Raw genomic sequence first — 20,243 nt, forward strand, 5'->3', positions numbered from 1 at the left:
CCTAACCGGCGTCTCCGTCGACCACGGCCAAGAGGGCGCCGACCTCCACTTGCCGTCCGGGAGCCACCGGGAGCGCCGTCAGTTTCCCCGTCACCGGGGCCGTGATGCGGTGTTCCATCTTCATGGCCTCCAGCCACAGCAGGGGCTGGCCCGCCTGCACTGCCGCCCCCTCCGTCAGGCCCTCCGCGACGCGGACGACGGTGCCCGGCATGGGGGCCAGGAGGGAACCGGGGGCGTGCTGGGTGGTGGGGTCGGGGAAGCGGGGGAGGGCGGTGAGTCGCGTGGTGTTGACGTGGAGATGGTCGCCGTAGCGGGCGATGTCGAAGCGGCGCTGAACACCGTCCGCTTCGAGGACGACCCGTTCGGCGTCGGCGTGGACGACGCGGACGCCGTCGGCGGTGAGGCCCGTGCGGGTGTGGTGGTAGCGGACCTCGTGTTCCTCGCCCGCCACCGCGTAGCGCTTGACCTGCGGTTGTGAGGGCAGGTTGCGCCAGCCGCCGAAGCGTCCCGCGCGGGTGCTCGCGTCGGCGAGGGCGGCTGCGAGCGGGGCGAGGGGGTCGGGGGCCGACTCGGTGAGGGCGGCCAGATGGCGGTCGTAGAAGCCCGTGTCCATGCGGCCGGAGGTGAACTCCTCGTGGCGCAGGGAGCGGACGAGCAGGTCGCGGTTGGTGGCCGGGCCGTGGATCGCGGCCCGTTCCAGGGCGCCGGCGAGGCGGCGGACGGCCTCCGCGCGCGTGGGTGCGTGGGCGACCGCCTTGGCGAGCATCGGGTCGTAGTGGACGCCGATCTCGTCGCCGTCGGTGTAGCCGGTGTCCAGCCGGATGCCGCCGGGCACGGTGAGGCGGTGCAGGCGGCCGGTCTGCGGGGCCCAGCCGTGGGCCGGGTCCTCGGCGTACAGGCGGGCCTCGACGGCGTGTCCACGCGCGCGCGGGGGATCGTTTTCGAGGGCGTGCCCCTCGGCGACCCGCAGTTGGAGGGCGACGAGGTCGATGCCGAAGACCGCTTCTGTGACGGGGTGTTCGACCTGGAGCCGGGTGTTCATCTCCAGGAAGTGCGCCTTGCCGTCGGCGACGAGGAACTCGACGGTTCCGGCGCCGACGTAGTCGACGGCGCGGGCGGCGCGTACGGCGAGGTCGTGGAGTTCGGCGGTGAGTTCGGGCGTCAGGTCGGGCGCCGGGGCCTCCTCGATCACCTTCTGGTGGCGGCGCTGGAGGGAGCAGTCGCGGGTGCCGAGCGCCCACACGGTGCCGTGGGTGTCGGCGAGGATCTGCACCTCGACGTGGCGGCCGTTCTCCAGGTAGGGCTCGACGAAGACCTCGCCGTCGCCGAAGGCGCTCGTGGCCTCCGCGCGGGCGGCGGTCAGTTCGGCGTCGAGGTCGGCGAGATCCCGTACGACGCGCATGCCGCGTCCGCCGCCGCCCGCCGCCGCCTTGACCAGCACCGGCAGGTCGGCCTCGGTGACGTCGGTGAGGGGCGCGATACCCATCAGTTCCTTGGCGCGGGTCTTGGACGCCATCGCCTCGATGGCTTCGGGCGGCGGTCCGATCCACACCAGACCCGCGTCCCGTACGGCGCGCGCGAAGTCGGCGTTCTCGGAGAGGAAGCCGTACCCGGGGTGGACGGCATCGGCTCCGGCGGCGACGGCGGCCTTCACGATCAGGTCGCCGCGCAGGTAGGTGTCGGTGGGGGCCGCGCCCGGCAGGCGTACGGCGGCGTCGGCCACGCGCGCGTGGAGGGCGTTCTCGTCGGCGTCCGAGTGCACGGCGACGGTGCGGATTCCCCACTCGCGGCAGGTGCGGAAGACGCGGCAGGCGATCTCGCCCCGGTTGGCGACGAGGACGGTGCCGATCACGGTGCTTTCCTCACTGCCCACAGTGCTTCCCTCGCTGCCCACGCTGTTTCCCTCGCTGGTCACGGTGATTGCCTCACATCCGGAAGACGCCGAAGCCGCCGCGCGCGCCCTCGTAGGGTGCGGTGTGGACGGCGGACAGGCACAGGCCGAGGACGGTGCGGGTGTCGCGGGGGTCGATGACGCCGTCGTCGTAGAGCCGCCCGGACAGGAACATGGGCAGCGACTCGGACTCGATCTGCTGCTCCACCATGGCGCGCAGGGCGGCGTCGCCCTCGTCGTCGTAGGGCTGTCCCTTCGCGGCGGCGGACTGCCGGGCGACGATGGACAGGACGCCGGCGAGCTGCTGCGGGCCCATGACGGCGGACTTGGCGCTGGGCCAGGCGAACAAGAAGCGGGGGTCGTAGGCACGGCCGCACATGCCGTAGTGCCCGGCGCCGTAGGAGGCGCCCAGGAGGACGGACAGGTGCGGGACGCGGGAGTTGGAGACCGCGTTGATCATCATGGCGCCGTGCTTGATGATGCCGCCCTGCTCGTACTCCTTGCCGACCATGTAGCCGGTGGTGTTGTGCAGGAAGAGGAGCGGGATGTCGCGCTGGTTGGCGAGCTGGATGAACTGGGCGGCCTTCTGCGACTCCTCGCTGAACAGCACGCCCCGGGCGTTGGCGAGGATGCCCACCGGGTAGCCGTGCAGGGCCGCCCAGCCGGTGGTCAGGCTGGTCCCGTACAGCGGTTTGAACTCGTCGAAGTCGGAGCCGTCGACGATCCGGGCGATCACCTCGCGCGGGTCGAAGGGGGTGCGCAGGTCGCCGGGGACGATGCCGAGGAGTTCCTCGGGGTCGTACTTGGGCGGCTCGGCCAGGGGCGGATCGGCGTACGCCTTGCGGTGGTTGAGGCGGGCGACGACGCGGCGGGCCTGGCGCAGGGCGTCCGGTTCGTCGACGGCGAAGTGGTCGGCGAGGCCGGAGGTGCGGGCGTGCATCTCGGCGCCGCCCAGCGACTCGTCGTCGCTCTCCTCGCCGGTGGCCATCTTCACCAGGGGCGGCCCGCCGAGGAACACCTTGGCGCGCTCCTTGACCATGATCACGTGGTCGGACATGCCGGGGATGTACGCGCCTCCGGCCGTGGAATTGCCGAAGACCACGGCGATGGTGGGGATTCCGGCCGCCGACAGCCGGGTGAGGTCCCGGAAGACCGCGCCGCCGGGGATGAAGATCTCCTTCTGGGAGGGCAGGTCGGCGCCGCCGGACTCGACGAGGCTGATGCAGGGCAGCCGGTTGGCGAGGGCGATGTCGTTGGCGCGCAGGGCCTTCTTCAGCGACCAGGGGTTGCTGGCACCGCCGCGCACGGTCGGGTCGTTGGCGGTGATCAGGCACTCGACGCCCTCGACGACACCGATGCCGGTGACGAGCGAGGCGCCGACCGTGTACTCGCTCCCCCAGGCCGCCAGGGGCGACAGCTCCAGGAAGGGCGTGTCGGGGTCGAGGAGCAGCTCGATGCGCTCGCGGGCGAGGAGCTTGCCGCGCTTTCGGTGCCGGGCGACGTACTTCTCGCCGCCGCCCGCTAGGGCCTTGGCGTGTTCGGCGTCCAGGTCGGCGAGTTTGGCGAGCATCGCCTCGCGGTGCGCGCGGTGGTCGGGGTCGGTGGGGTCCAGGGCCGACGACAGGACGGTCACAGCAGGGCCTCCGGGATGTCCAGGTGCCGGGCGCGCAGCCATTCGCCGAGCGCCTTGGCCTGCGGGTCGAAACGGGCCTGCGCGGCGACGCCCTCGCCGAGGATGCCCTCGACGACGAAGTTCAGGGCGCGCAGGTTGGGGAGCTGGTGCCGGGTGACGGGCAGGTCGCGGGCCTCCGGGATCAGTTCGCGGAACCGGTCGGCGGTCAGCTCGTGGGCGAGCCAGCGCCAGGCGTCGTCGGTCCGCGCCCACACGCCGACGTTGGCGTTGCCGCCCTTGTCGCCGCTGCGGGCACCGGCGACGAGGCCGAGGGGGGCACGGCGGAGGGGGCCGGGCGGGAGGGGCTGCGGCAGGGGTGGTTCCGGCACATGTGCCAGTACGGCGGTGTCCTGGGCCGGTGGTGGTGCCACAGTCACGCGCCGCCCGTCATGGTGGACGGCCACATGGTCGACGGCACCATGGGGGACGTACACATCCTCGAAAACCCCATAGGGCGCGCCCTTCCCGGGTGGCGCGAGCACATGGAACCCGGGGTAGCCGACGAGGGCCAGCTCGATCGCGGCGCCGCTCAACGCCCGCCCGACGACCTGCTGGTCGGTGTCCCGGACGACGAGCCGCAGCAGGGCGCTGGCCGTCTCCTCGGTGGGGGCGTCGGGCCGGTCGGTGCGGGCGAGGTCCCAGCGGACATCGGCGATCTTGCCGAGGGCGGGTTCCATCTGCGCCCGGACGAGATCGGCCTTGGCCTCGATGTCGAGGCCGGTGAGGACGAAGGCGACCTCGTTGCGGAAGCCGCCGAGCCGGTTGAGGCCGACCTTGAGGGTGGGCGGCGGTGCCTCGCCGCGCACGCCCTCGACGCGGACGCGGTCGTGGCCCTCCTGGCTGAGCCGTACGGTGTCCAGCCGGGCGGTGACGTCGGGCCCGGCGTACCGGGCGCCGCCCGTCTCGTACAGCAGCTGGGCCGTGACCGTGCCGACGTCGACGAAGCCGCCGGTGCCGTCGTGCTTGGTGATGACCGAGGTGCCGTCGGCGTGCAGTTCGGCGAGCGGGAAGCCGGGCCGCCGTACGTCGCCGTCCTGGAAGAAGGCGTAGTTGCCGCCGGTCGCCTGCGCCCCGCACTCCAGCAGGTGCCCGGCGACTACCGCGCCCGCGAGCCGGTCGTACTCCGTAGGCCCCCAGCCGAAGTGTGCGGCGGCGGGCCCGGTGACCAGCGCGGCGTCGGTGACGCGGCCCGTGACCACGACGTCCGCCCCGGCCCGCAGGCACGCGGCGATGCCGAAGCCGCCGAGGTAGGCGTGCGCGGCCAGCGCTCCCGGGTGGGCGGCGGTGAGGTCGTCGCCCTCGACGTGCGCGACCCGCACCGGGATGCCGAGTCGCTCGGCCAGTGCCCGTACGGCGTCGGCGAGTCCGGCCGGGTTGAGGCCGCCCGCGTTGGCGACGATCCGCACCCCCCGCTCGTGAGCCAGCCCGAGGCACTCCTCCAGCTGCCGCAGGAAGGTACGGGCGTATCCGGCGCCGGGGTCCTTCAGCCGGTCCCGGCCCAGGATGAGCATGGTCAGCTCGGCGAGGTAGTCGCCGGTGAGGATGTCCAACGGGCCGTCGGTGAGCATCTCCCGCATGGCGTCGAAGCGGTCACCGTAGAACCCGGAGGCGTTGCCGACGCGGAGCACGCTCACCGGGGCTCCCCCTTCGCCGGCCGCCCGGCTTCCGGCGGGCGTCCGGCTTCCGGCGGGCGTCCGGCTTCCGGCGGGCGTCCGGCTCCCGGCGGGCGTCCGGCTCCCGGCGGGCGTCCGGCTCCCGGCGAGCGTCCGGCTCCGGGCGGTCCGGCGAAGGCCTGGGCGATGTCCAGCCAGCGGTCGGCGTCCGGGCCCTGGGCGGTGAGCGCGAGGTCGGCGCGGTGGGCGCGCTGGGTGGCGAGGAGGCAGAAGTCGAGCGCGGGGCCGGTGACGCGCTGCGGGGCGTCCTCGGGGCCGTACGTCCACAGGTCGCCGCCGGGGCCGGTGAGTTCGACGCGGAACGGCTCGGCGGGCGGGGTGAGTCCGTGGACGGCGTAGGCGAAGTCCCGGGCGCGGACGCCGATGCGGGCGACGTGCCGCAGGCGGTCGGTGGGCGGGCGGGACACGCCGAGGGTCGCCGCGATGTCGAGGCCGTGGGCCCAGGTCTCCATCAGGCGGGCGGTGGCCATGGAGGCGGTGGCCATGGGCGGGCCGTACCAGGGGAAGCGCGCACCGGGGGTGGCGGCGCGCAGCGCCTCGTCGAGGGCGGCGCGGTCCTGCCGCCAGGCGGCCAGCAGCTCGGCCGGTGCCTGCTCGGCGCCCTCCTCGGCGCCGTCGTCGACGTACCGGTCGGGCGCGGCGAGGGCCTGCTCGACCAGTTCCTTGAACCCGTCCTCGTCGGTGACGGCGACCAGGGCGGCCCGGTCGGTCCAGTTCAGGTGCGCGATCTGGTGGGCGATCGTCCAGCCGGGCGCCGGGGTGGCCAGGCGCCAGTCCTCCGGGCTCAACTCGGCGACCAGGGCGTCGAGTTCCTCGCCCTCCTCGCGCAGGTCGTCGATCACGGGCGTCGGGTCGGACACGGTCGCTCCCCTCGGGCACGGCGGCGTGCGGCGCGGTGTGGTGAGGAGCATGGCAGGGAGGCCGGTAACAATCAAGCATGCTTGCATGATTTTACGCGGGCGGCCGCCCGCCATGCCGGGTCCTTGCCGCCCCGGGGACTCTCACCGCCCCGGGACCGTCACCGCATCCGCTCTCTCACTCCGCCGGCCAGACCGTCAGGTCCACGGCGAGGAAGCCGATGTCCGGCAGGGCGGTCGACTTCGTCTGGATGACCATCAGCGCGATGTCGCCGTTGCGGTGCTTGACGCAGATCTCGCTTCCTGCCGCCTTGTCGGCCAGCAGGAGCTTGTGGGAGGCCTCCGTGTCGGAGGTCAGCCGACGGCACGTCTCGTATGTGGCGCCGGGACCGAGGACGTTGTGGACCATGACACTGGTGTCACTCGTCAGCTCGCAGCCCGCGTTCTCGCAGCCGAAGCGGATGTCTCCCTTGCGGTCCTTGCTCTCCTCGCCGTTGTGCAGGATCAGCGAGTTGTCGTGGGTCAGCAACGGGGTGATGTAGACGTGGGGCTGCGGAGTAGTGGTCCCGGCCGTGCGACCGTCAGCCCCCGTGTCCGACGCGTCGGCGGACGAGGCGGCACCCGGCCCGGTCGACGACGCGGCGTCCCCTGCCGCCGCGGGCCCCTCCGCCACCGGACGGGGCGTACCGGACGCGGCCCCGGACCCGGCCCCGGACCCGGGCTCGGACGCGGAAGCGGACGCGACCGCGTCCCGGGCACGGTCGAGGCCGCGTCCCGCCGCGTCCAGGAGCGCCGACCCCGCCGCGATCACCAGACCGCACGCGACGACGGCGGCGGCCGATATCAGGACGGCGCGTCTCCTGCGGCGCTTCCGCTCCTCCGGCCCGGTCGGCCGCTGCGGCACGATCGGCCCGCCCGGTCCGACGGCGCCCGGCCAGGGCGCGGGGCCGCCCGGCCAGGGCGCCGGGACGGCCCCTTGTGGGACGGCCCCCTGCGGGGCGGTCCACGGCGCCGTGTGCACCGCGGTCGGGCCCGGGGCCGCGGCCGGAGCCGCGGCGGTCGCCGGTCCGGTGGCCGCGACCGGCGGCGGAACCGTCACCGGCGGCCCAGCGATCTCCCGCCACACGGAGGGACCGGTCTCCTCCCCGCCGTCCCGGCCCAGTTCCCGGCGGCACCACTCGACGATCTCCGCCGGGGTGGCCCGCTCCTCGGGATCGGCGGCCAGGCACCGGCCGAGCAGGCCGCGCAGGCGCTCGGGCAGCCCGGACAGGTCGGGCTCGGAGTGGACGATCCGGTACAGCACGGTGGCGGCCGGTCCGTCGCCGTACAGCGGCTTGCCCAGCGCGGCGAAAGCGGCCGTCTGCCCGAGCGAGAAGATGTCGGTGGCCGCCGTGACGTCGCCCCCGGAGGCCTGCTCCGGGGCCATGTACTGGGGCGTGCCGATGGTGGTGCCCGTGGCGGTGTGGGCGGTGGCGTCGGCGGCGAGCGAGATGCCGAAGTCGATGACGCGCGGGCCGTCGGCGGCCAGCAGTACGTTCGCCGGCTTGAGGTCCCGGTGCACGATCCCCGCGCCGTGGATGGCCTGCAGCGCCTCGGCGACCCCCGCCATCAGCCACAGCACCGCCGGCACCGGCAACGGCCCGCTCCGGGCGACGGCGCCCGAGAGGGAGGGCCCGGGCACGTACAGGGTGGCCAGCCAGGGCGGGGTGCCGTCCGGGTCGGCGTCGATCAGTTCGGCGGTGTAGGCGCCCTTCACCTTCCGGGCCGCCCCGATCTCCCGGCCGAATCGCCGCCGGAAGGTCGGGTCGTCGGCCAGCTCCGACCGTACGACCTTGATCGCCACGGGCCGGCCGCCCCGGGTGTGCGACAGATAGACCCGGCCCATGCCGCCCGCTCCGAGCCGGACCGCGAGGCGGTATCCGGCCACCGTGCGCGGATCGTCGTCCTGCAAGGGCTGGAAGACCTCGGCCGGGTGATTCATCGGTTCCCTCCCCATGATCCCGATGAGCTGACCAGGTCCGCAGCCTATGTGGTGCGGGTGACAGCCCCAAGCGCCGGGGCCGTCACCCGGCGTTCACGGCGCCTCGGGGAGCGACTTCGCCCGCCGTCGCCCCACCTGGGTCCGCACCGCGCCCATGCTCGCCGCGATGACCAGGGCGATGGCGGCGGACTGGGTGGCGGACAGGGCCTGGTCGAGGATGAGGAAACCGGCCGCCGCGGCGATGGCGGGCTCCAGGCTCATGAGGATGGCGAAGGTCGGCGCGGGCAGGCGGCGCAGCGCGAGGAGTTCGAGGGTGTAGGGCAGGACGGAGGAGAGCAGGGCGACCCCGGCGCCCAGCGCGAGCGTCACCGGGTCGATGAGCTTCGCCCCGGATTCGGCGATGCCCAGCGGCAGGAACAGCAGCGCCCCGACCGCCATCGCCAGGGCCAGCCCGTCGGCCTGCGGGAAGCGGCGCCCGGTGCGGGCGCTGAAGACGATGTACGCCGCCCACATCGCGCCCGCCGCCAGGGCGAAGGCGGCACCGGCCGGGTCGAGGCCGTCGAAGCCGCCGCCGCCCAGCAGGAAGACCCCGGCCAGGGCGAGCGCCGCCCAGAGCAGGTTGACCGCGCGGCGGGAGGCGAACACGGACAGGGCGAGCGGGCCGAGCACCTCCAGGGTGACGGCCGGGCCGAGCGGGATGCGGTCGACGGCCTGGTAGAAGAGGCCGTTCATGCTCGCCATGGCGATGCCGAAGACGACGACCGTGCCCCAGTCGGCCCGGGAGTGGCCGCGCAGCCGGGGCCGGCAGACCAGGAGCATGACGACGGCGGCCACGGCCAGCCGCAGGGTCACCACGCCGAGCGCTCCGGCCCGCGGCATCAGGCTCACCGCCAGCGCGGCACCGAACTGCACGGAGAGGCCACCGGCGAGGACCAGACCGACCGGCCCGAGGGAACCCCACCGGCCGCCGTCCTGCGCGGCGTCGGGGCCGGCCACAGGTGCGGTCACAGGTGCGGCCGCGGGTACGTCCGCGGGTGCGGCGACGGCCGGGGACGGGGTGCCGGGGTTGGCGCTGGGGGTACTCACGGAGGCTCCGGGACGGTGTGCGGGTGGACGTCGTTCATCGCGCTGTACGGCACGGTCCAGAGTAGTGGACTCTGTCAGGCATGTAGCACTTTTACGCAACTGTCGGGGCCGGGACCTGCGGCTGTCAACGCACGTCCGTCAGGCGAGCCGGGACCGCCCGGCCCCGGCCGCACACCGAGCGGGTACCGTCCACCGGGTGAGACGACTCCTGACCCGCCTCTGGCGTCTGCTGCGCCCCGTCCAGAGCCGCGTGATGTGGCTGGTGAACGCCAAGTTCGTGGTCGGTGTGACCGGCGTCGTGCGCGACGACGAGGGTCGGGTCCTGATGCTGAAGCACCGGATGTGGGCGCCGGGCCGCCAGTGGGGTCTGCCGAGCGGCTTCGCGCACAAGGGCGAGGACTTCCGGCAGACCGTCGTCCGGGAGGTCAGGGAGGAGACCGGTCTCGACGTGGCGGCGGGCCGGCTGGTCATGCTGAACAGCGGCCTGCGCACCCGCCTGGAGGTGGCCTACGAGGCCCGTCTGCTGGGCGGTGAGCTGCGCCTGGACCCGTTCGAGATCCTGGAGGCCCGCTGGTGCCACCCGGACGACCTCCCCGAGGACGTCCAGCCGGTGTGCCGTCCGCTGGTGCGGGGCGAAACGGTGCCCTGAACACTGAACACCGGTTGCGGGAAGGGTGTCGAAAACAGGGACTCCCGATCGACGCAGGGGTGAGAGCAGCAGGACAGTCACCCCACCCCACGACCCCAGGAGCACCGTCATGACCGTCACCGCGGACCTGGCCGTCACCCTCGACGGCTACGTCGCCGGCCCGAACGTCACACTCGACAACCCGGGCGGCGACGGCGGCGAGCCGATCTTCGACTGGATCCACACCCTGGCGAGCTGGCGGGAGCGCCAGGGCATGACCGGCGGGGACGAGAACCGCGACTCGGAGCTGGTCCGGGAGTGGTTCGACGCCACCGGGGCCGTGGTCATGGGCCGGATGATGTACGACACGGGCGAGGAGTTCTGGGGCGACAACCCGCCCTTCCGCACCCCGGTCTTCGTCCTCACCCACCGCCCCCGCCCCACCCTGGTGAAGGAGGGCGGCACCAGCTTCACCTTCGTCACCGACGGCATCCACAGCGCCCTGGAGCAGGCCAGGGCGCCGGAACGTGGACATCGGGGGCGGCGCGGACACGATGCGGCAGTACCTCGCGGCGGGGCTCGTCGACGAACTCCAGCTCCACGTGGTGCCCACGCTCCTCGGCGACGGACTGCGCCTCTTCCAGGGGCTGGGGACGCGGCGGCGCGACCTGGAACAGGTCAGGGTCGTCGAGACCCCCCTGGCCACCCACCTGAAGTACCGCTTCGTGAAGTGACCGGTCACCCCATGCTCTTCGCTCCGTCCAGGGACTCCCGGATGATGTCGGCGTGGCCGGCGTGCTGAGCGGTCTCGGCGATGATGTGCATCAGCACCCGGCGCGCCGACCACTCGGTGTCGGCCTCGAACCACGGCGCCTTCGGCAGCGGCTGCGTGACCCCCAGGTCGGGGAGGGTGGCGACCAGCTCCTCGGTCCGGCGGGCCACCTCCGCGTAGTCGTCGAGCACACCGGCCAGCGTCTCGCCGGGCAGCATCTTGAACTCGTCGGCCCGCCGGGCCCAGTCGGCCTCGGTCATGGCCGTGAAGTCGCCCATGACGGAAGGGCCGTTCACGATGAAGCCGGTCCAGTTCCGCTCGGCCGCGGTCACGTGCTTGATCAGGCCGCCCAGACAGAGCTCGCTGGCGGTGGTCCGGAGACCGGCCTGCTCGTCGGTGAGGTCACGGGTGGTGAAGCGCAGGAAGTGCCGGTGCTTGGCCAGCATCTCCAGCAGGTCGGCACGCTCGCCGGTGAGGGGCTCGGTGGTGGTCATGGGGTTTCCGCCTTCCGGTGTTCCTGCTCCGTCGGTCGAGGACCACGTTATGCACCATGTAGGTCTGTCTATGTCCTAGATCGAGGCCAGCGGTCGCGGGGGCTTCCGGAGGCCGCACGACGCGGCGATGAGTTTCCCCCGCCGGGCCGGTCTTCCGTTCGTCAAGTGATCAGAAAGCGCGAAGGAGAACGAGCGACATGACCCAGTTGCTGCGAGTCCAGAACTTCACTGTGTCGAGTGACGGGTTCGGCGCCGGCGAGGGCCAGAGCCTCGAGAAGCCGTTCGGCCACGCCGATCCGGGGAAACTGCTCGCCTGGGCCTTCACCACCGACCACCCGCCCGTCGGCCGCTCCGGAGCAGGCAGCCGCGGGCTGGACGACTACTTCACGCGGGACTACGCCCGCAACATCGGCGCCGAGATCATGGGCCGCAACAAGTTCGGGCCGCAGCGCGGGCCCTGGCAGGACCACGAGTGGCAGGGGTGGTGGGGTGACGAGCCCCCGTTCCACACGCCGGTGTTCGTCATGACGCACCACAAGCGCCCGTCGTTCACGCTCTCCGACACCACGTTCCACTTCGTCGACGGCGACCCGGCCGCCGTGCTCGCCCAGGCGAAGGAGGCGGCGCAGGGCCGGGACGTCCGGCTCGGCGGTGGGGCCACGGTCATCCGGCAGTTCCTCGCGGCCGGCCTCGTCGACACCCTGCATGTGGCGGTCGCGCCGACGAAGCTCGGCTCCGGGGCCCGGTTGTGGGAGTCCCCCGACGAGCTGCTCGACCAGTTCCACCAGGACGTCGTGCCCAGCCCGAGCGGCGTGACGCACCACCTGTTCTGGCGGAAGTGAGGCCGGCGACCCGCCGAATACGGAACTTACGGAACTTACGGAACTTACGAGACCTACGGGACTAGTGGGCGATCTCCCCGCCGCCCATCAGCAGGTCCAGCCCCTCGGTGTCGTCGAAGGTGCCCTCGGTCAGCCGGGTGACGCCGGTCGTCGACGGTCCCTCGGCGGTGCCCCGCAGCAGGTACGCGACGCTCTCGACCGTGTCGCTGCCCGGCGCGGTCACCACGAGGTCGGCCCGTCCGTCGCCGTCCAGGTCGGTGAGGCCCACGGCGCCACCGAAGTCGGCGTCCCCGCCCGGCGCGGCGCCGAGGTCGCCCCCGTCGAACAACCGGGCACCCTCGCCGCTGAGCCCGTCCGGACCGCCCGCCAGGAACAGCACCTGCTCGGGCCCCGGCTCCCCGTACACGTCCCACCGGGGAGCCCCGGCCACCACGTCCGCGTACCCGTCGCCGTTGACGTCCCCGGTGTCCAGGCTGGTGAGGACGGCGTCCTCGTCCTGGGGTTCCGCGCCCGGCACGCCGGGAGTGTCCCGGTCGACGGTCGTCGTCCTGCGCGCCGTCGGCCCGTCCTCCGTCCCGTACACCACGGTCACCGAACTGCGGCTCGCGTCGCCGCCGCGGGGGCTGAGGACCAGGTCGTCGACGCCGTCGCCGTCCACGTCACCGATCGCCCCCTCGCCCGCGTCGGGGAGCCGGGTGCCCTCGGGCTGCGTGAAACCGTCCCGGCCGCCGCGCAGGTAGCTCACCGGCTGGGTCCGGTCGCGCCAGGGCACCTCGGGTCCGGTGTCGGCGTCGTGGATGCTCACCAGGTCGTCGATGCCGTCGCCGTCGAGGTCCCCGGCGACGAGGTCGTCGTAGTTCGCGCTCTCGACGTCCGGGGCGGGACGGTGCGGAGCGGGGACGCGGCCCGTCCCGGCGGGGGCGCCGTCCCGCCCGAAGGGCCCCTTGAGCAGCCCCTTGCCGGAGCCGAGCCCGAAGACCAGGTCGGGGTGCCCGTCCCCGTCGAAGTCACCGGCGGCGAGTTGCTCGTCCAGGATCGGGTCGTCGGCCCAGGCGACGTGGCTGCCGTCCGTCCCCGGCACCCGGACGCCGCGCGAGAGCCCGCCCTCGGACCCCCACATGATGATCACGCTCGGCTTCCAGTCGAAGACGGAGGCGGCGAGATCGGTGTACCCGTCCCCGTCGAAGTCGCGGGCCACGACATCAGTGCCGAAGAACGCCTCGTCCCGGTTGCCGCCCGGTATCCCGGGATCGTCCTGCGTCAGGTACTGACACCGAGCGATCCCCGTCCCGTCCCCCGCGCCGTACGCGACCTCGATGCTGCCCCCGCCGTACCCGCCCGGCACGTCTCCCATCGAGCCGAGGGCCAGGTCGGGATGCCCGTCCCCGTCGAAGTCGGCGGCGCCTTGTGGACCGGGCCGGTCGGATGCCGGCGACGCGGTGCCGTGGTCGCCGCCGGTCCCGCAGCCGTACGGCGCGGCGATGTCGCCCGGCCCGTCGTCGGCGACCACCATCCCCGCGGCGACCGCCGACGCGACGAGGACCGCACCGCCCCCGATCACCCACGTCCGCTTGTAGACCCGTCGCCGCGCCACTCCCGATGCTTGATCACCCGAACCGTCCATAAGAACGATCACGCGACGGCGGCGCCACGCGGTTCCGATCAGGCGCCAGAGGCGGGGTCGCCGTTTTCCGTCGCTTGCGGGCGAGGGGCAACGAAAGAGCCGAGGCCGACTTCGGCCCGGATCAGCCCTTCCCTTTTCAGGTGCGCCAGCGCCTTCTGAGCGGTCGACGCCGCAATAGCGAATTCGGCCGACAACTCGACCACCGACGGAACCCGGGCATCAACCGGATAAGTACCGTCCGCGATACGCGCCTCAATGGCAGCGGCGACCTGCCGCCAGACGGGCCGGGTGCGATCGAGCTCGGAAGTCATGCGGTGGACGCTAAAACTCTGCGGTAGACCGCGGCAAGCCCTGCTACCTGATCACCGACGACGGCGGCGGCCCCGTCTCACGGCTGGCCGACACCACCGAGTCCACCCAGCTCGGCATGGCAGCGGAGCTCCTCGCCCACGCCCACGCTCTCCTCCCCCGCACCCCGCACCCCGCACCCCGCACCCCGCACGGCGAACTCCGCTACCTCGCCGAGCGCCTCACCGAAGCCCTCGCGGACGCGTTACGCGTGGCCGAGAGCCGGGGACGGAGGCTGAACGGGCTCAACTGAGCGGGTCGAGGACACGTAGGCAGTTCTGTCAGCGCTTCTCAGAACCGCCCAACCCCTCCGCCAGCACCTCCGCCAGATGCCGCCCCCGCACCCCCGCCAGCTGCTCCAGCTGCGTCCGGCAGGAGAAGCCGTCCGCCAGGACCACCGCGCCGTCCGGCGCCTCGCGCACCGCGGGGAGCAACTGGTCCTCCGCGCACGCGGCCGACACCTCGTAGTGGCCGTCCTCGAAGCCGAAGTTGCCCGCGAGGCCGCAGCAGCCGCCGCTCAGCTCACCGGTCAGGCCCGCCGACTCGCGCAGGCGCCGGTCGGCCGCGTCGCCCAGGACCGCGTGCTGGTGGCAGTGGGTCTGGCCGACCGCCGGGAGGTTCACCTCCGGCGGGGTCCAGTCGGGGGCGTGGCGCTCCAGAACCTCGGCGAAGGTCAGCACACGCGCCGCGAGCCTGGCCGCGCGCGGGTCGTCGTGCAGCAGCTCGGGCAGGTCCGTGCGCAGGGTGGCGGCGCAGCTCGGCTCCAGGACGACGACCGGCGCGGACGTCTCCAGCACCGGGGCCATCAGGTCCAGGGTGCGGCGCATCACCGTCCGGGCCCGGTCGAGTTGGCCCGTCGAGACGTACGTCAGGCCGCAGCAGACCCGGCCGCCCCGGCGGGCCGTCAGCAGTGCCAGAGCCGACCTCGACGTACCGTCCCCGACGACCGCACGGCTCCGCAGCGTCGGCGGCAGTACCACTCGCAGCCCCGCCGCCTCCAGCACCCGTACGGCCGCCCGGCCCACGGAGGGTGAGAGGTGCTCCGTGAAGGTGTCGGGCCAGAGAACCACCAGGTCGCCGCCACCGGCCGGCCCCCGACGCCGCCCCCGCCACCACCTGCTGAACGTCTCCCCCGCCAGCCGCGGCACCTCCCGCTCCCCCGCGATCCCGCCCAGCCGCTTCGCCACCGCGGCCAACGGCCGTACGGACGCCAGTGCGTTGACGACCGGCGCCACCCGCGCCCGTGCCGCCCAGCGCAGCCACACCGGCAGCCAGCCCATCGCGTAGTGGGCGGCGGGGCGGCGGCGCCCCTCGTAGTGGTGGTGCAGGAACTCCGCCTTGTACGTGGCCATGTCGACCTCGACCGGGCAGTCGGAGCGGCAGCCCTTGCAGGACAGGCACAGGTCCAGGGCGTCCCGGACCTCCGTCGACCGCCAGCCGTCCGTCACCAGCTCCCCGGCGAGCATCTCGTGCAGCAGCCGGGCGCGCCCGCGCGTGGAGTGCTCCTCCTCCCCCGTCGCGCGGAAGGACGGACACATCACGCCCGATCCGGACACCGACGTCGTACGGCACTTGGCGACACCCACGCAGCGGCGCACCGCCGCCGAGAAGTCGCCGCCGTCGGACGGGTAGCCGAACTCCACGTCCACCGGCTCGCGCGGCAGCACGGAGAAGCGCAGGTTCGCGTCGAGCGGGGCCGGGCGGACCAGCATCCCCGGGTTGAGGAGGTCGTCCGGGTCCCACACCGCCTTCACGCGCTCGAAGAGGGCGACCGTCTCCGCGCCGTACATCCTCGGCAGCAGCTCGGCCCGCGCCTGCCCGTCCCCGTGCTCCCCGGACAGCGAACCCCCGTGCGCCACGACCACGTCCGCCAGCTCCTCCGAGAAGCGGCGGAACCGGGCCACCCCGGCGTCCGACAGCAGGTCGAAGTCGATGCGTACGTGGATGCAGCCGTCGCCGAAGTGCCCGTACGGCGTGCCGCGCAGGCCGTGGGCGGTCAGCAGCGCCCTGAAGTCCCGCAGGTAGCCACCCAGCCGGGCCGGTGGCACCGCGCAGTCCTCCCACCCCGGCCAGGCCTCCGAGCCGTCCGGCATCCTGGTCGCCGTACCGCTCGCGTCCTCCCGGATCCGCCACAGCGTCCGCTGCCCGGCCGGGTCGGTGACCACCAGCGCGTCCACGACGTCCGCCGCCCGTACGACCGCCTCCGCACGCGCGCGTGCCTCCGCCTCCGTGTCGCCGCCGGTCTCCACGAACAGCCAGGCGCCGCCCCGGGGCAGCCCCTCCGTGGAGGGCACCAGGTCCACCGCCATGCCCTCCACCGTCAGCGGGCCGAGCGGCAGCAGTCCGGCCGCCGCCTCCGCCGCGCCCGCCTCGTCGGCGTAGCCCAGCACGGCCAGCGCACGCGCGCGCGGTGACTCGACCAGCCGGACGACCGCCTCGGTCAGCACGCCCAGCGTGCCCTCCGAGCCGCAGAAGGAGCGGGCCACGTCCGCGCCCCTCTCCGGGAGCAGGGCGTCCAGCGCGTAGCCGGAGATGCGGCGGGGCAGGTCGGGGAAGCCGGTGCGCAGCCGCGCCAGGTCGCCGTCCACCAGCTCGCGCAGTCCGTCCGGCGCACCGGCCCACTCCTGCCCGAGCCGCAGCCGCCGTCCCCGCGCGGTGAGCACGGACAGCTCGCGCACGCTGTCCGCCGTCGTGCCCCAGGCCACCGAGTGGGAGCCGCAGGAGTTGTTGCCGATCATGCCGCCGAGCGTGCACCGGCTGTGGGTGGAGGGGTCGGGCCCGAAGCGCAGCCCGTGCGGCGCGGCGGCGTCCTGGAGGCGGTCGAGGACCAGCCCCGGCTGGACCACGGCCGTACGCGCCTCCGGATCAAGACCGACCAGCCGGTTCATGTGCCGGGTGAAGTCCAGCACCACGCCCGTACCCGTCGCCTGCCCGGCGATCGACGTACCGCCGCCCCGTGCCACGACCGGTACGCCGTGCTCCCGGCACACCTCCAGTACCGCCGCCACGTCGTCGGCGTCCCTCGGCGCCACGACCCCGAGCGGGACCCTCCGGTAGTTGGACGCGTCCATGGTGGTCAGGGCCCGGGACGCGACGTCGAACCCGACCTCGCCGCGGACGGCCCTGCGCAGTGCTGCCTCCAGATCGGTCATGCCCTCCAGCATGAGCGCTTGTGGCTTGGCACAGGTCCGCACGGCGGAGACCTCGTCTCATCGGACGGACATGTCTTCGCCCGGTTCGGCCGAGGGGATACCCTCCGGCTCGTGGCTGAGATCCAGATTCCTGCTGACATCAAGCCCGCGGACGGTCGATTCGGCGCGGGTCCCTCCAAGGTGCGGGTGGAGGCGCTGGACGCCCTGGCCGCCACCGGTACGTCCCTGCTCGGCACCTCCCACCGCCAGGCGCCCGTGAAGAACCTGGTCGGCAAGGTCCGTGAGGGCATCCGCGAGCTGTTCCGGCTCCCCGACGGCTACGAGGTGATCCTCGGCAACGGCGGCTCCACCGCGTTCTGGGACGTCGCGACGCACGGCCTGATCGAGAACAAGTCGCAGCACCTGAGCTTCGGCGAGTTCTCCTCCAAGTTCGCCAAGGCCGCGAAGCTCGCCCCCTGGCTGGCCGAGCCGACCGTCGTCTCCTCCGACCCGGGCACCCACCCCGAGGCGCGCGCCGAGGCCGGCGTGGACGTGTACGGCCTCACGCACAACGAGACCTCCACCGGTGTCGCCATGCCCATCAAGCGCGTGGCCGGTGCCGACGAGGGCGCCCTCGTGCTGGTCGACGCGACGTCCGGCGCCGGCGGCCTCCCGGTGGACATCGCCGAGACCGACGTCTACTACTTCGCCCCGCAGAAGTCCTTCGCCTCCGACGGCGGCCTGTGGATCGGCCTCTTCTCCCCGGCCGCGCTCGAGCGCGCCGAGCGCGTGCACGCCTCGGGCCGCCACGTCCCGGAGTTCTTCTCGCTGCCGACGGCGATCGACAACTCCCGCAAGAACCAGACGTACAACACCCCGGCGCTCGCGACGCTCTTCCTGCTGGGTGAGCAGCTGGACTGGATGAACGGCCAGGGCGGCCTGGACTTCACCACCGCCCGCACCAAGGACTCCTCGACCCGCCTCTACACCTGGGCGGAGGAGGCCAAGTACGCGACCCCCTTCGTCTCGGACCCGGCCAAGCGCTCGCAGGTCATCGGCACGATCGACTTCGCCGACGACATCGACGCCGCCGCCGTAGCCAAGGTGCTGCGCGCCAACGGCGTCGTCGACACCGAGCCGTACCGCAAGCTCGGCCGCAACCAGCTGCGCGTCGCGATGTTCCCGGCGATCGACCCGGCGGACGTCGAGGCGCTCACGAAGTGCGTCGACTACGTGATCGAGAAGCTGTAGCCGTCACCGGATCACCGGCACGACGACGCAGGGCGCCCGGCGAATGCCGCCGGGCGCCCTCCGCGCATCCGTACGCTCTACTCCTCGACGAACAACTCCTCGGCGTGCGCCACGCTCAGGGAGCGGTCGAGCCAGGTCCCCAGCACGTCGAGATCGGTGCAGTCGGTGACCCGCTCCCGGACGGAGTCGGAGATCTCGACACCCCGCACCTCGAGAATGTGCAGAATGTCTTCGGCCTTGCCCTCAGCCTTGCCCTCAGCCTTGCCCTCGGTCTGGCCTTTGGCGCGTCCTTCGAGCCAGGACTCCTCGACGATCGTGTTGCTGCCCGGAAAGTTCGGGGTGTAAGTGGCCATCAGATGCCTCCAGTAGTCACGACCCGGGCCCTCACCCAGACCGATTTCGACGATCTCCGCCCAGTCCACACGGTCCACGTCCCCGCCCGTCTCTCTGTTCCCCTTGGACCCGGACTTTTCAGCGTCGTTCGCCACTCCTGACGCCAGCGCGTCCAGTATCGCAGTCAGTCCCGGATCCACCCGGAAGATCCGGTGCAAGGCTTCATGCGGTGAACCGACCATGCGACGCGGGCTTGAAGCTGACACCGTGTGAGGACCTAGCGTTGGCACCGTGAACGACGACGGGGCGTGGTGGACGGTGGGTGAGCTGGCGCTGGCGTCCGGGGTGTCGGTGCGGGTCTTGCGGCACTGGGACGCGGTGGGGGTGGTGTCTCCCGCGCGAACGCCGAGCGGACACCGCCGTTACGGTCCCGCGCACGTCACCCGTCTCTACCGGGCGATGGCCCTGCGCCGGACCGGCCTGGGGCTTCGGCAGGTCGCCGCGTTGCTGGACCACGAGGATCCGGACCCGGCGGCGACCCTGCGCGCCCACCTCGACGACGTCGAGGAGGACCTCAGGCGGCGAAGCCAACTCCGCGAGCGGCTTGTGGCCGCGCTGGAGAGTTCGAAGCCGGACCAGTTGATGAAGGTGATCGAGACCATGACCATGTTCGAGCAGTACGTGCACGGCTACCGTTCCGAGGAGAGCACGCGTCTCGCGAACCAGGCGGACGCCCTGGCTGAGTTGCTGCACGGCGACTCTCGCTTCAAGCCCGGCGAACGGGTCCTGGAGGTGGGGTGCGGCGTGGGTGCCCAGACCACCACCCTGGCTTCGCAGAGCCCCAACACGGACTTCGTGTCGGCCGACATCGCCCCCGAGTCGCTGGAGACGGCCTCGCGTCGCGTCGCCGCGGCGGGTCTGGCGAATGTCGAGTTCGTCGAGAAGGACGTGTTCGCTCTTCCCGAGCGGGAAGGCGACTTCGCCGAGGCGTCCTTCGACCACGTCTTCGTGTGCTTCCTGCTCGAACACCTGCCCGCTCCGGTCGACGCGCTGCAACGGCTGCGTCGCCTCGTGCGGCCGGGCGGCACGATCACCGTCATCGAGGGGGACCACGGCTCGACCTATTTCCATCCGGACGACGAAGCCGCGCGTGCGGCCATCGCGTGCCAGGTGACGCTGCAGCGACACGCCGGCGGCGACGCCCTCATCGGCCGACGGCTCTTCCCCCTGCTGCGCGAGGCGGACTGGTCGGACATCGCCGTCACCCCTCGCACCGTCTATGTCGACGGCAGCCGACCGGACCTGGCCGACAGCTTCACCAGACGCACCTTCACCGCGATGATCTCGGGTGTTCGAGAGCCCGCTGTCGCGGCGGGGCTGATCGACCCGCGTACCTTCGATGCGGGCATCGCCGCCCTACGGCGCACGGCCGAACCCGACGGAGTGTTCTGCTACACCTTCTTCAAGGCGGTCGCGCATCGCTCGACCTGACCGCCACCCACAGGATCGCCGACACGGCGCCGGCTTTGATCATGAGCTGCCGGTGATCCACTCGGTCGTTGTCATGCCCTCAAGACTGCTCGGAACAAGCACGGGACACCTGGACCCAAGGGTGGAACCGGGGGATTTCCACCGGTCCCCCGGTCTCCGCCCCCGATCG

General features: G+C 72.9%; 16 protein-coding genes and 1 pseudogene. 6 read left to right on the forward strand and 11 right to left on the reverse strand.

Translation table 11 applies throughout. The features are described from left to right. Window position 1: 1 nt before the first annotated feature. The 6 genes from ABS735_RS35130 to ABS735_RS35155 form a co-directional block, all read right to left on the reverse strand. Entirely contained in the window at window positions 2–1,852 is a 1,851-nt protein-coding gene (locus ABS735_RS35130; RefSeq protein ID WP_373904117.1) for an acetyl/propionyl/methylcrotonyl-CoA carboxylase subunit alpha, read from the reverse strand. 73 nt (window positions 1,853–1,925) lie between these two features. Beyond that, window positions 1,926–3,524 carry an acyl-CoA carboxylase subunit beta gene (locus ABS735_RS35135; protein WP_373904118.1) on the reverse strand — a complete coding sequence of 533 codons (1,599 nt, stop codon included), beginning with the start codon at window positions 3,522–3,524 and terminating at the stop codon, window positions 1,926–1,928. Next, a complete protein-coding gene (locus ABS735_RS35140) occupies window positions 3,521–5,197 on the reverse strand; it encodes an acyclic terpene utilization AtuA family protein (RefSeq protein ID WP_373904119.1) in 1,677 nt (558 codons plus the stop codon). The genes ABS735_RS35135 and ABS735_RS35140 overlap by 4 nt, the downstream gene beginning before the upstream one ends. Further along, window positions 5,194–6,096, reverse strand: a complete 903-nt coding sequence (locus ABS735_RS35145; protein ID WP_373904120.1) for a TIGR03084 family metal-binding protein — start codon at window positions 6,094–6,096, stop codon at window positions 5,194–5,196. The genes ABS735_RS35140 and ABS735_RS35145 overlap by 4 nt, the downstream gene beginning before the upstream one ends. A 175-nt stretch (window positions 6,097–6,271) precedes the next feature. Then, window positions 6,272–8,074, reverse strand: a complete 1,803-nt coding sequence (locus ABS735_RS35150) for a serine/threonine-protein kinase (protein WP_373904121.1) — start codon at window positions 8,072–8,074, stop codon at window positions 6,272–6,274. Window positions 8,075–8,167: 93 nt separating this feature from the next. Beyond that, the gene (locus ABS735_RS35155) at window positions 8,168–9,160 is read right to left on the reverse strand and encodes an EamA family transporter (protein WP_373904122.1); all 993 of its coding nucleotides are present in this window, start codon (window positions 9,158–9,160) and stop codon (window positions 8,168–8,170) included. Between the two features lie 196 nt (window positions 9,161–9,356). Here ABS735_RS35155 and ABS735_RS35160 point away from each other — a divergent pair, with 196 nt between their 5' ends. Both ABS735_RS35160 and ABS735_RS35165 read left to right on the forward strand, forming a co-directional pair. Next, complete coding sequence (locus tag ABS735_RS35160) at window positions 9,357–9,809, forward strand: NUDIX hydrolase (protein WP_373904123.1); 453 nt, start codon at window positions 9,357–9,359, stop codon at window positions 9,807–9,809. A gap of 109 nt (window positions 9,810–9,918) precedes the next feature. Beyond that, window positions 9,919–10,522: pseudogene (locus ABS735_RS35165) on the forward strand (dihydrofolate reductase family protein). A gap of 4 nt (window positions 10,523–10,526) precedes the next feature. Here the strand turns inward: ABS735_RS35165 and ABS735_RS35170 are convergent. Further along, window positions 10,527–11,054 carry a DinB family protein gene (locus ABS735_RS35170; protein WP_373904124.1) on the reverse strand — a complete coding sequence of 176 codons (528 nt, stop codon included), beginning with the start codon at window positions 11,052–11,054 and terminating at the stop codon, window positions 10,527–10,529. A 197-nt stretch (window positions 11,055–11,251) separates the two neighbouring features. Here ABS735_RS35170 and ABS735_RS35175 point away from each other — a divergent pair, with 197 nt between their 5' ends. Beyond that, a complete protein-coding gene (locus ABS735_RS35175; RefSeq protein WP_373904125.1) occupies window positions 11,252–11,896 on the forward strand; it encodes a dihydrofolate reductase family protein in 645 nt (214 codons plus the stop codon). A 61-nt stretch (window positions 11,897–11,957) separates the two neighbouring features. Here the strand turns inward: ABS735_RS35175 and ABS735_RS35180 are convergent, their stop codons facing one another. Continuing rightward, entirely contained in the window at window positions 11,958–13,490 is a 1,533-nt protein-coding gene (locus ABS735_RS35180; RefSeq protein WP_373904126.1) for an FG-GAP-like repeat-containing protein, read from the reverse strand. Window positions 13,491–13,558: 68 nt separating this feature from the next. Continuing rightward, the gene (locus ABS735_RS35185) at window positions 13,559–13,831 is read right to left on the reverse strand and encodes a GntR family transcriptional regulator (protein WP_373904127.1); all 273 of its coding nucleotides are present in this window, start codon (window positions 13,829–13,831) and stop codon (window positions 13,559–13,561) included. A 47-nt stretch (window positions 13,832–13,878) separates the two neighbouring features. On the opposite strand from ABS735_RS35185, the gene ABS735_RS35190 reads away from it, so the two are divergent. Continuing rightward, a complete protein-coding gene (locus tag ABS735_RS35190) occupies window positions 13,879–14,121 on the forward strand; it encodes a hypothetical protein (RefSeq protein ID WP_373904312.1) in 243 nt (80 codons plus the stop codon). Between the two features lie 28 nt (window positions 14,122–14,149). On the opposite strand, the gene ABS735_RS35195 is transcribed toward ABS735_RS35190, so the two are convergent. Then, window positions 14,150–17,020, reverse strand: a complete 2,871-nt coding sequence (locus ABS735_RS35195) for an FAD-binding and (Fe-S)-binding domain-containing protein (protein WP_373904128.1) — start codon at window positions 17,018–17,020, stop codon at window positions 14,150–14,152. Window positions 17,021–17,131: 111 nt separating this feature from the next. On the opposite strand from ABS735_RS35195, the gene serC reads away from it, so the two are divergent. Then, window positions 17,132–18,250, forward strand: coding sequence for a phosphoserine transaminase (gene serC / locus ABS735_RS35200; RefSeq protein WP_373904129.1), 1,119 nt, complete (start codon window positions 17,132–17,134; stop codon window positions 18,248–18,250). A 77-nt stretch (window positions 18,251–18,327) separates the two neighbouring features. On the opposite strand, the gene ABS735_RS35205 is transcribed toward serC, so the two are convergent. Further along, complete coding sequence (locus ABS735_RS35205; protein ID WP_373904130.1) at window positions 18,328–18,603, reverse strand: hypothetical protein; 276 nt, start codon at window positions 18,601–18,603, stop codon at window positions 18,328–18,330. A 271-nt stretch (window positions 18,604–18,874) separates the two neighbouring features. On the opposite strand from ABS735_RS35205, the gene ABS735_RS35210 reads away from it, so the two are divergent. After that, complete coding sequence (locus ABS735_RS35210; RefSeq protein ID WP_373904131.1) at window positions 18,875–20,074, forward strand: methyltransferase domain-containing protein; 1,200 nt, start codon at window positions 18,875–18,877, stop codon at window positions 20,072–20,074. The last annotated feature ends 169 nt before the right edge of the window (window positions 20,075–20,243 follow it).

The organism is Streptomyces sp. MMCC 100, assembly GCF_041538145.2.
In the GTDB taxonomy this organism is placed as follows: domain Bacteria; phylum Actinomycetota; class Actinomycetes; order Streptomycetales; family Streptomycetaceae; genus Streptomyces.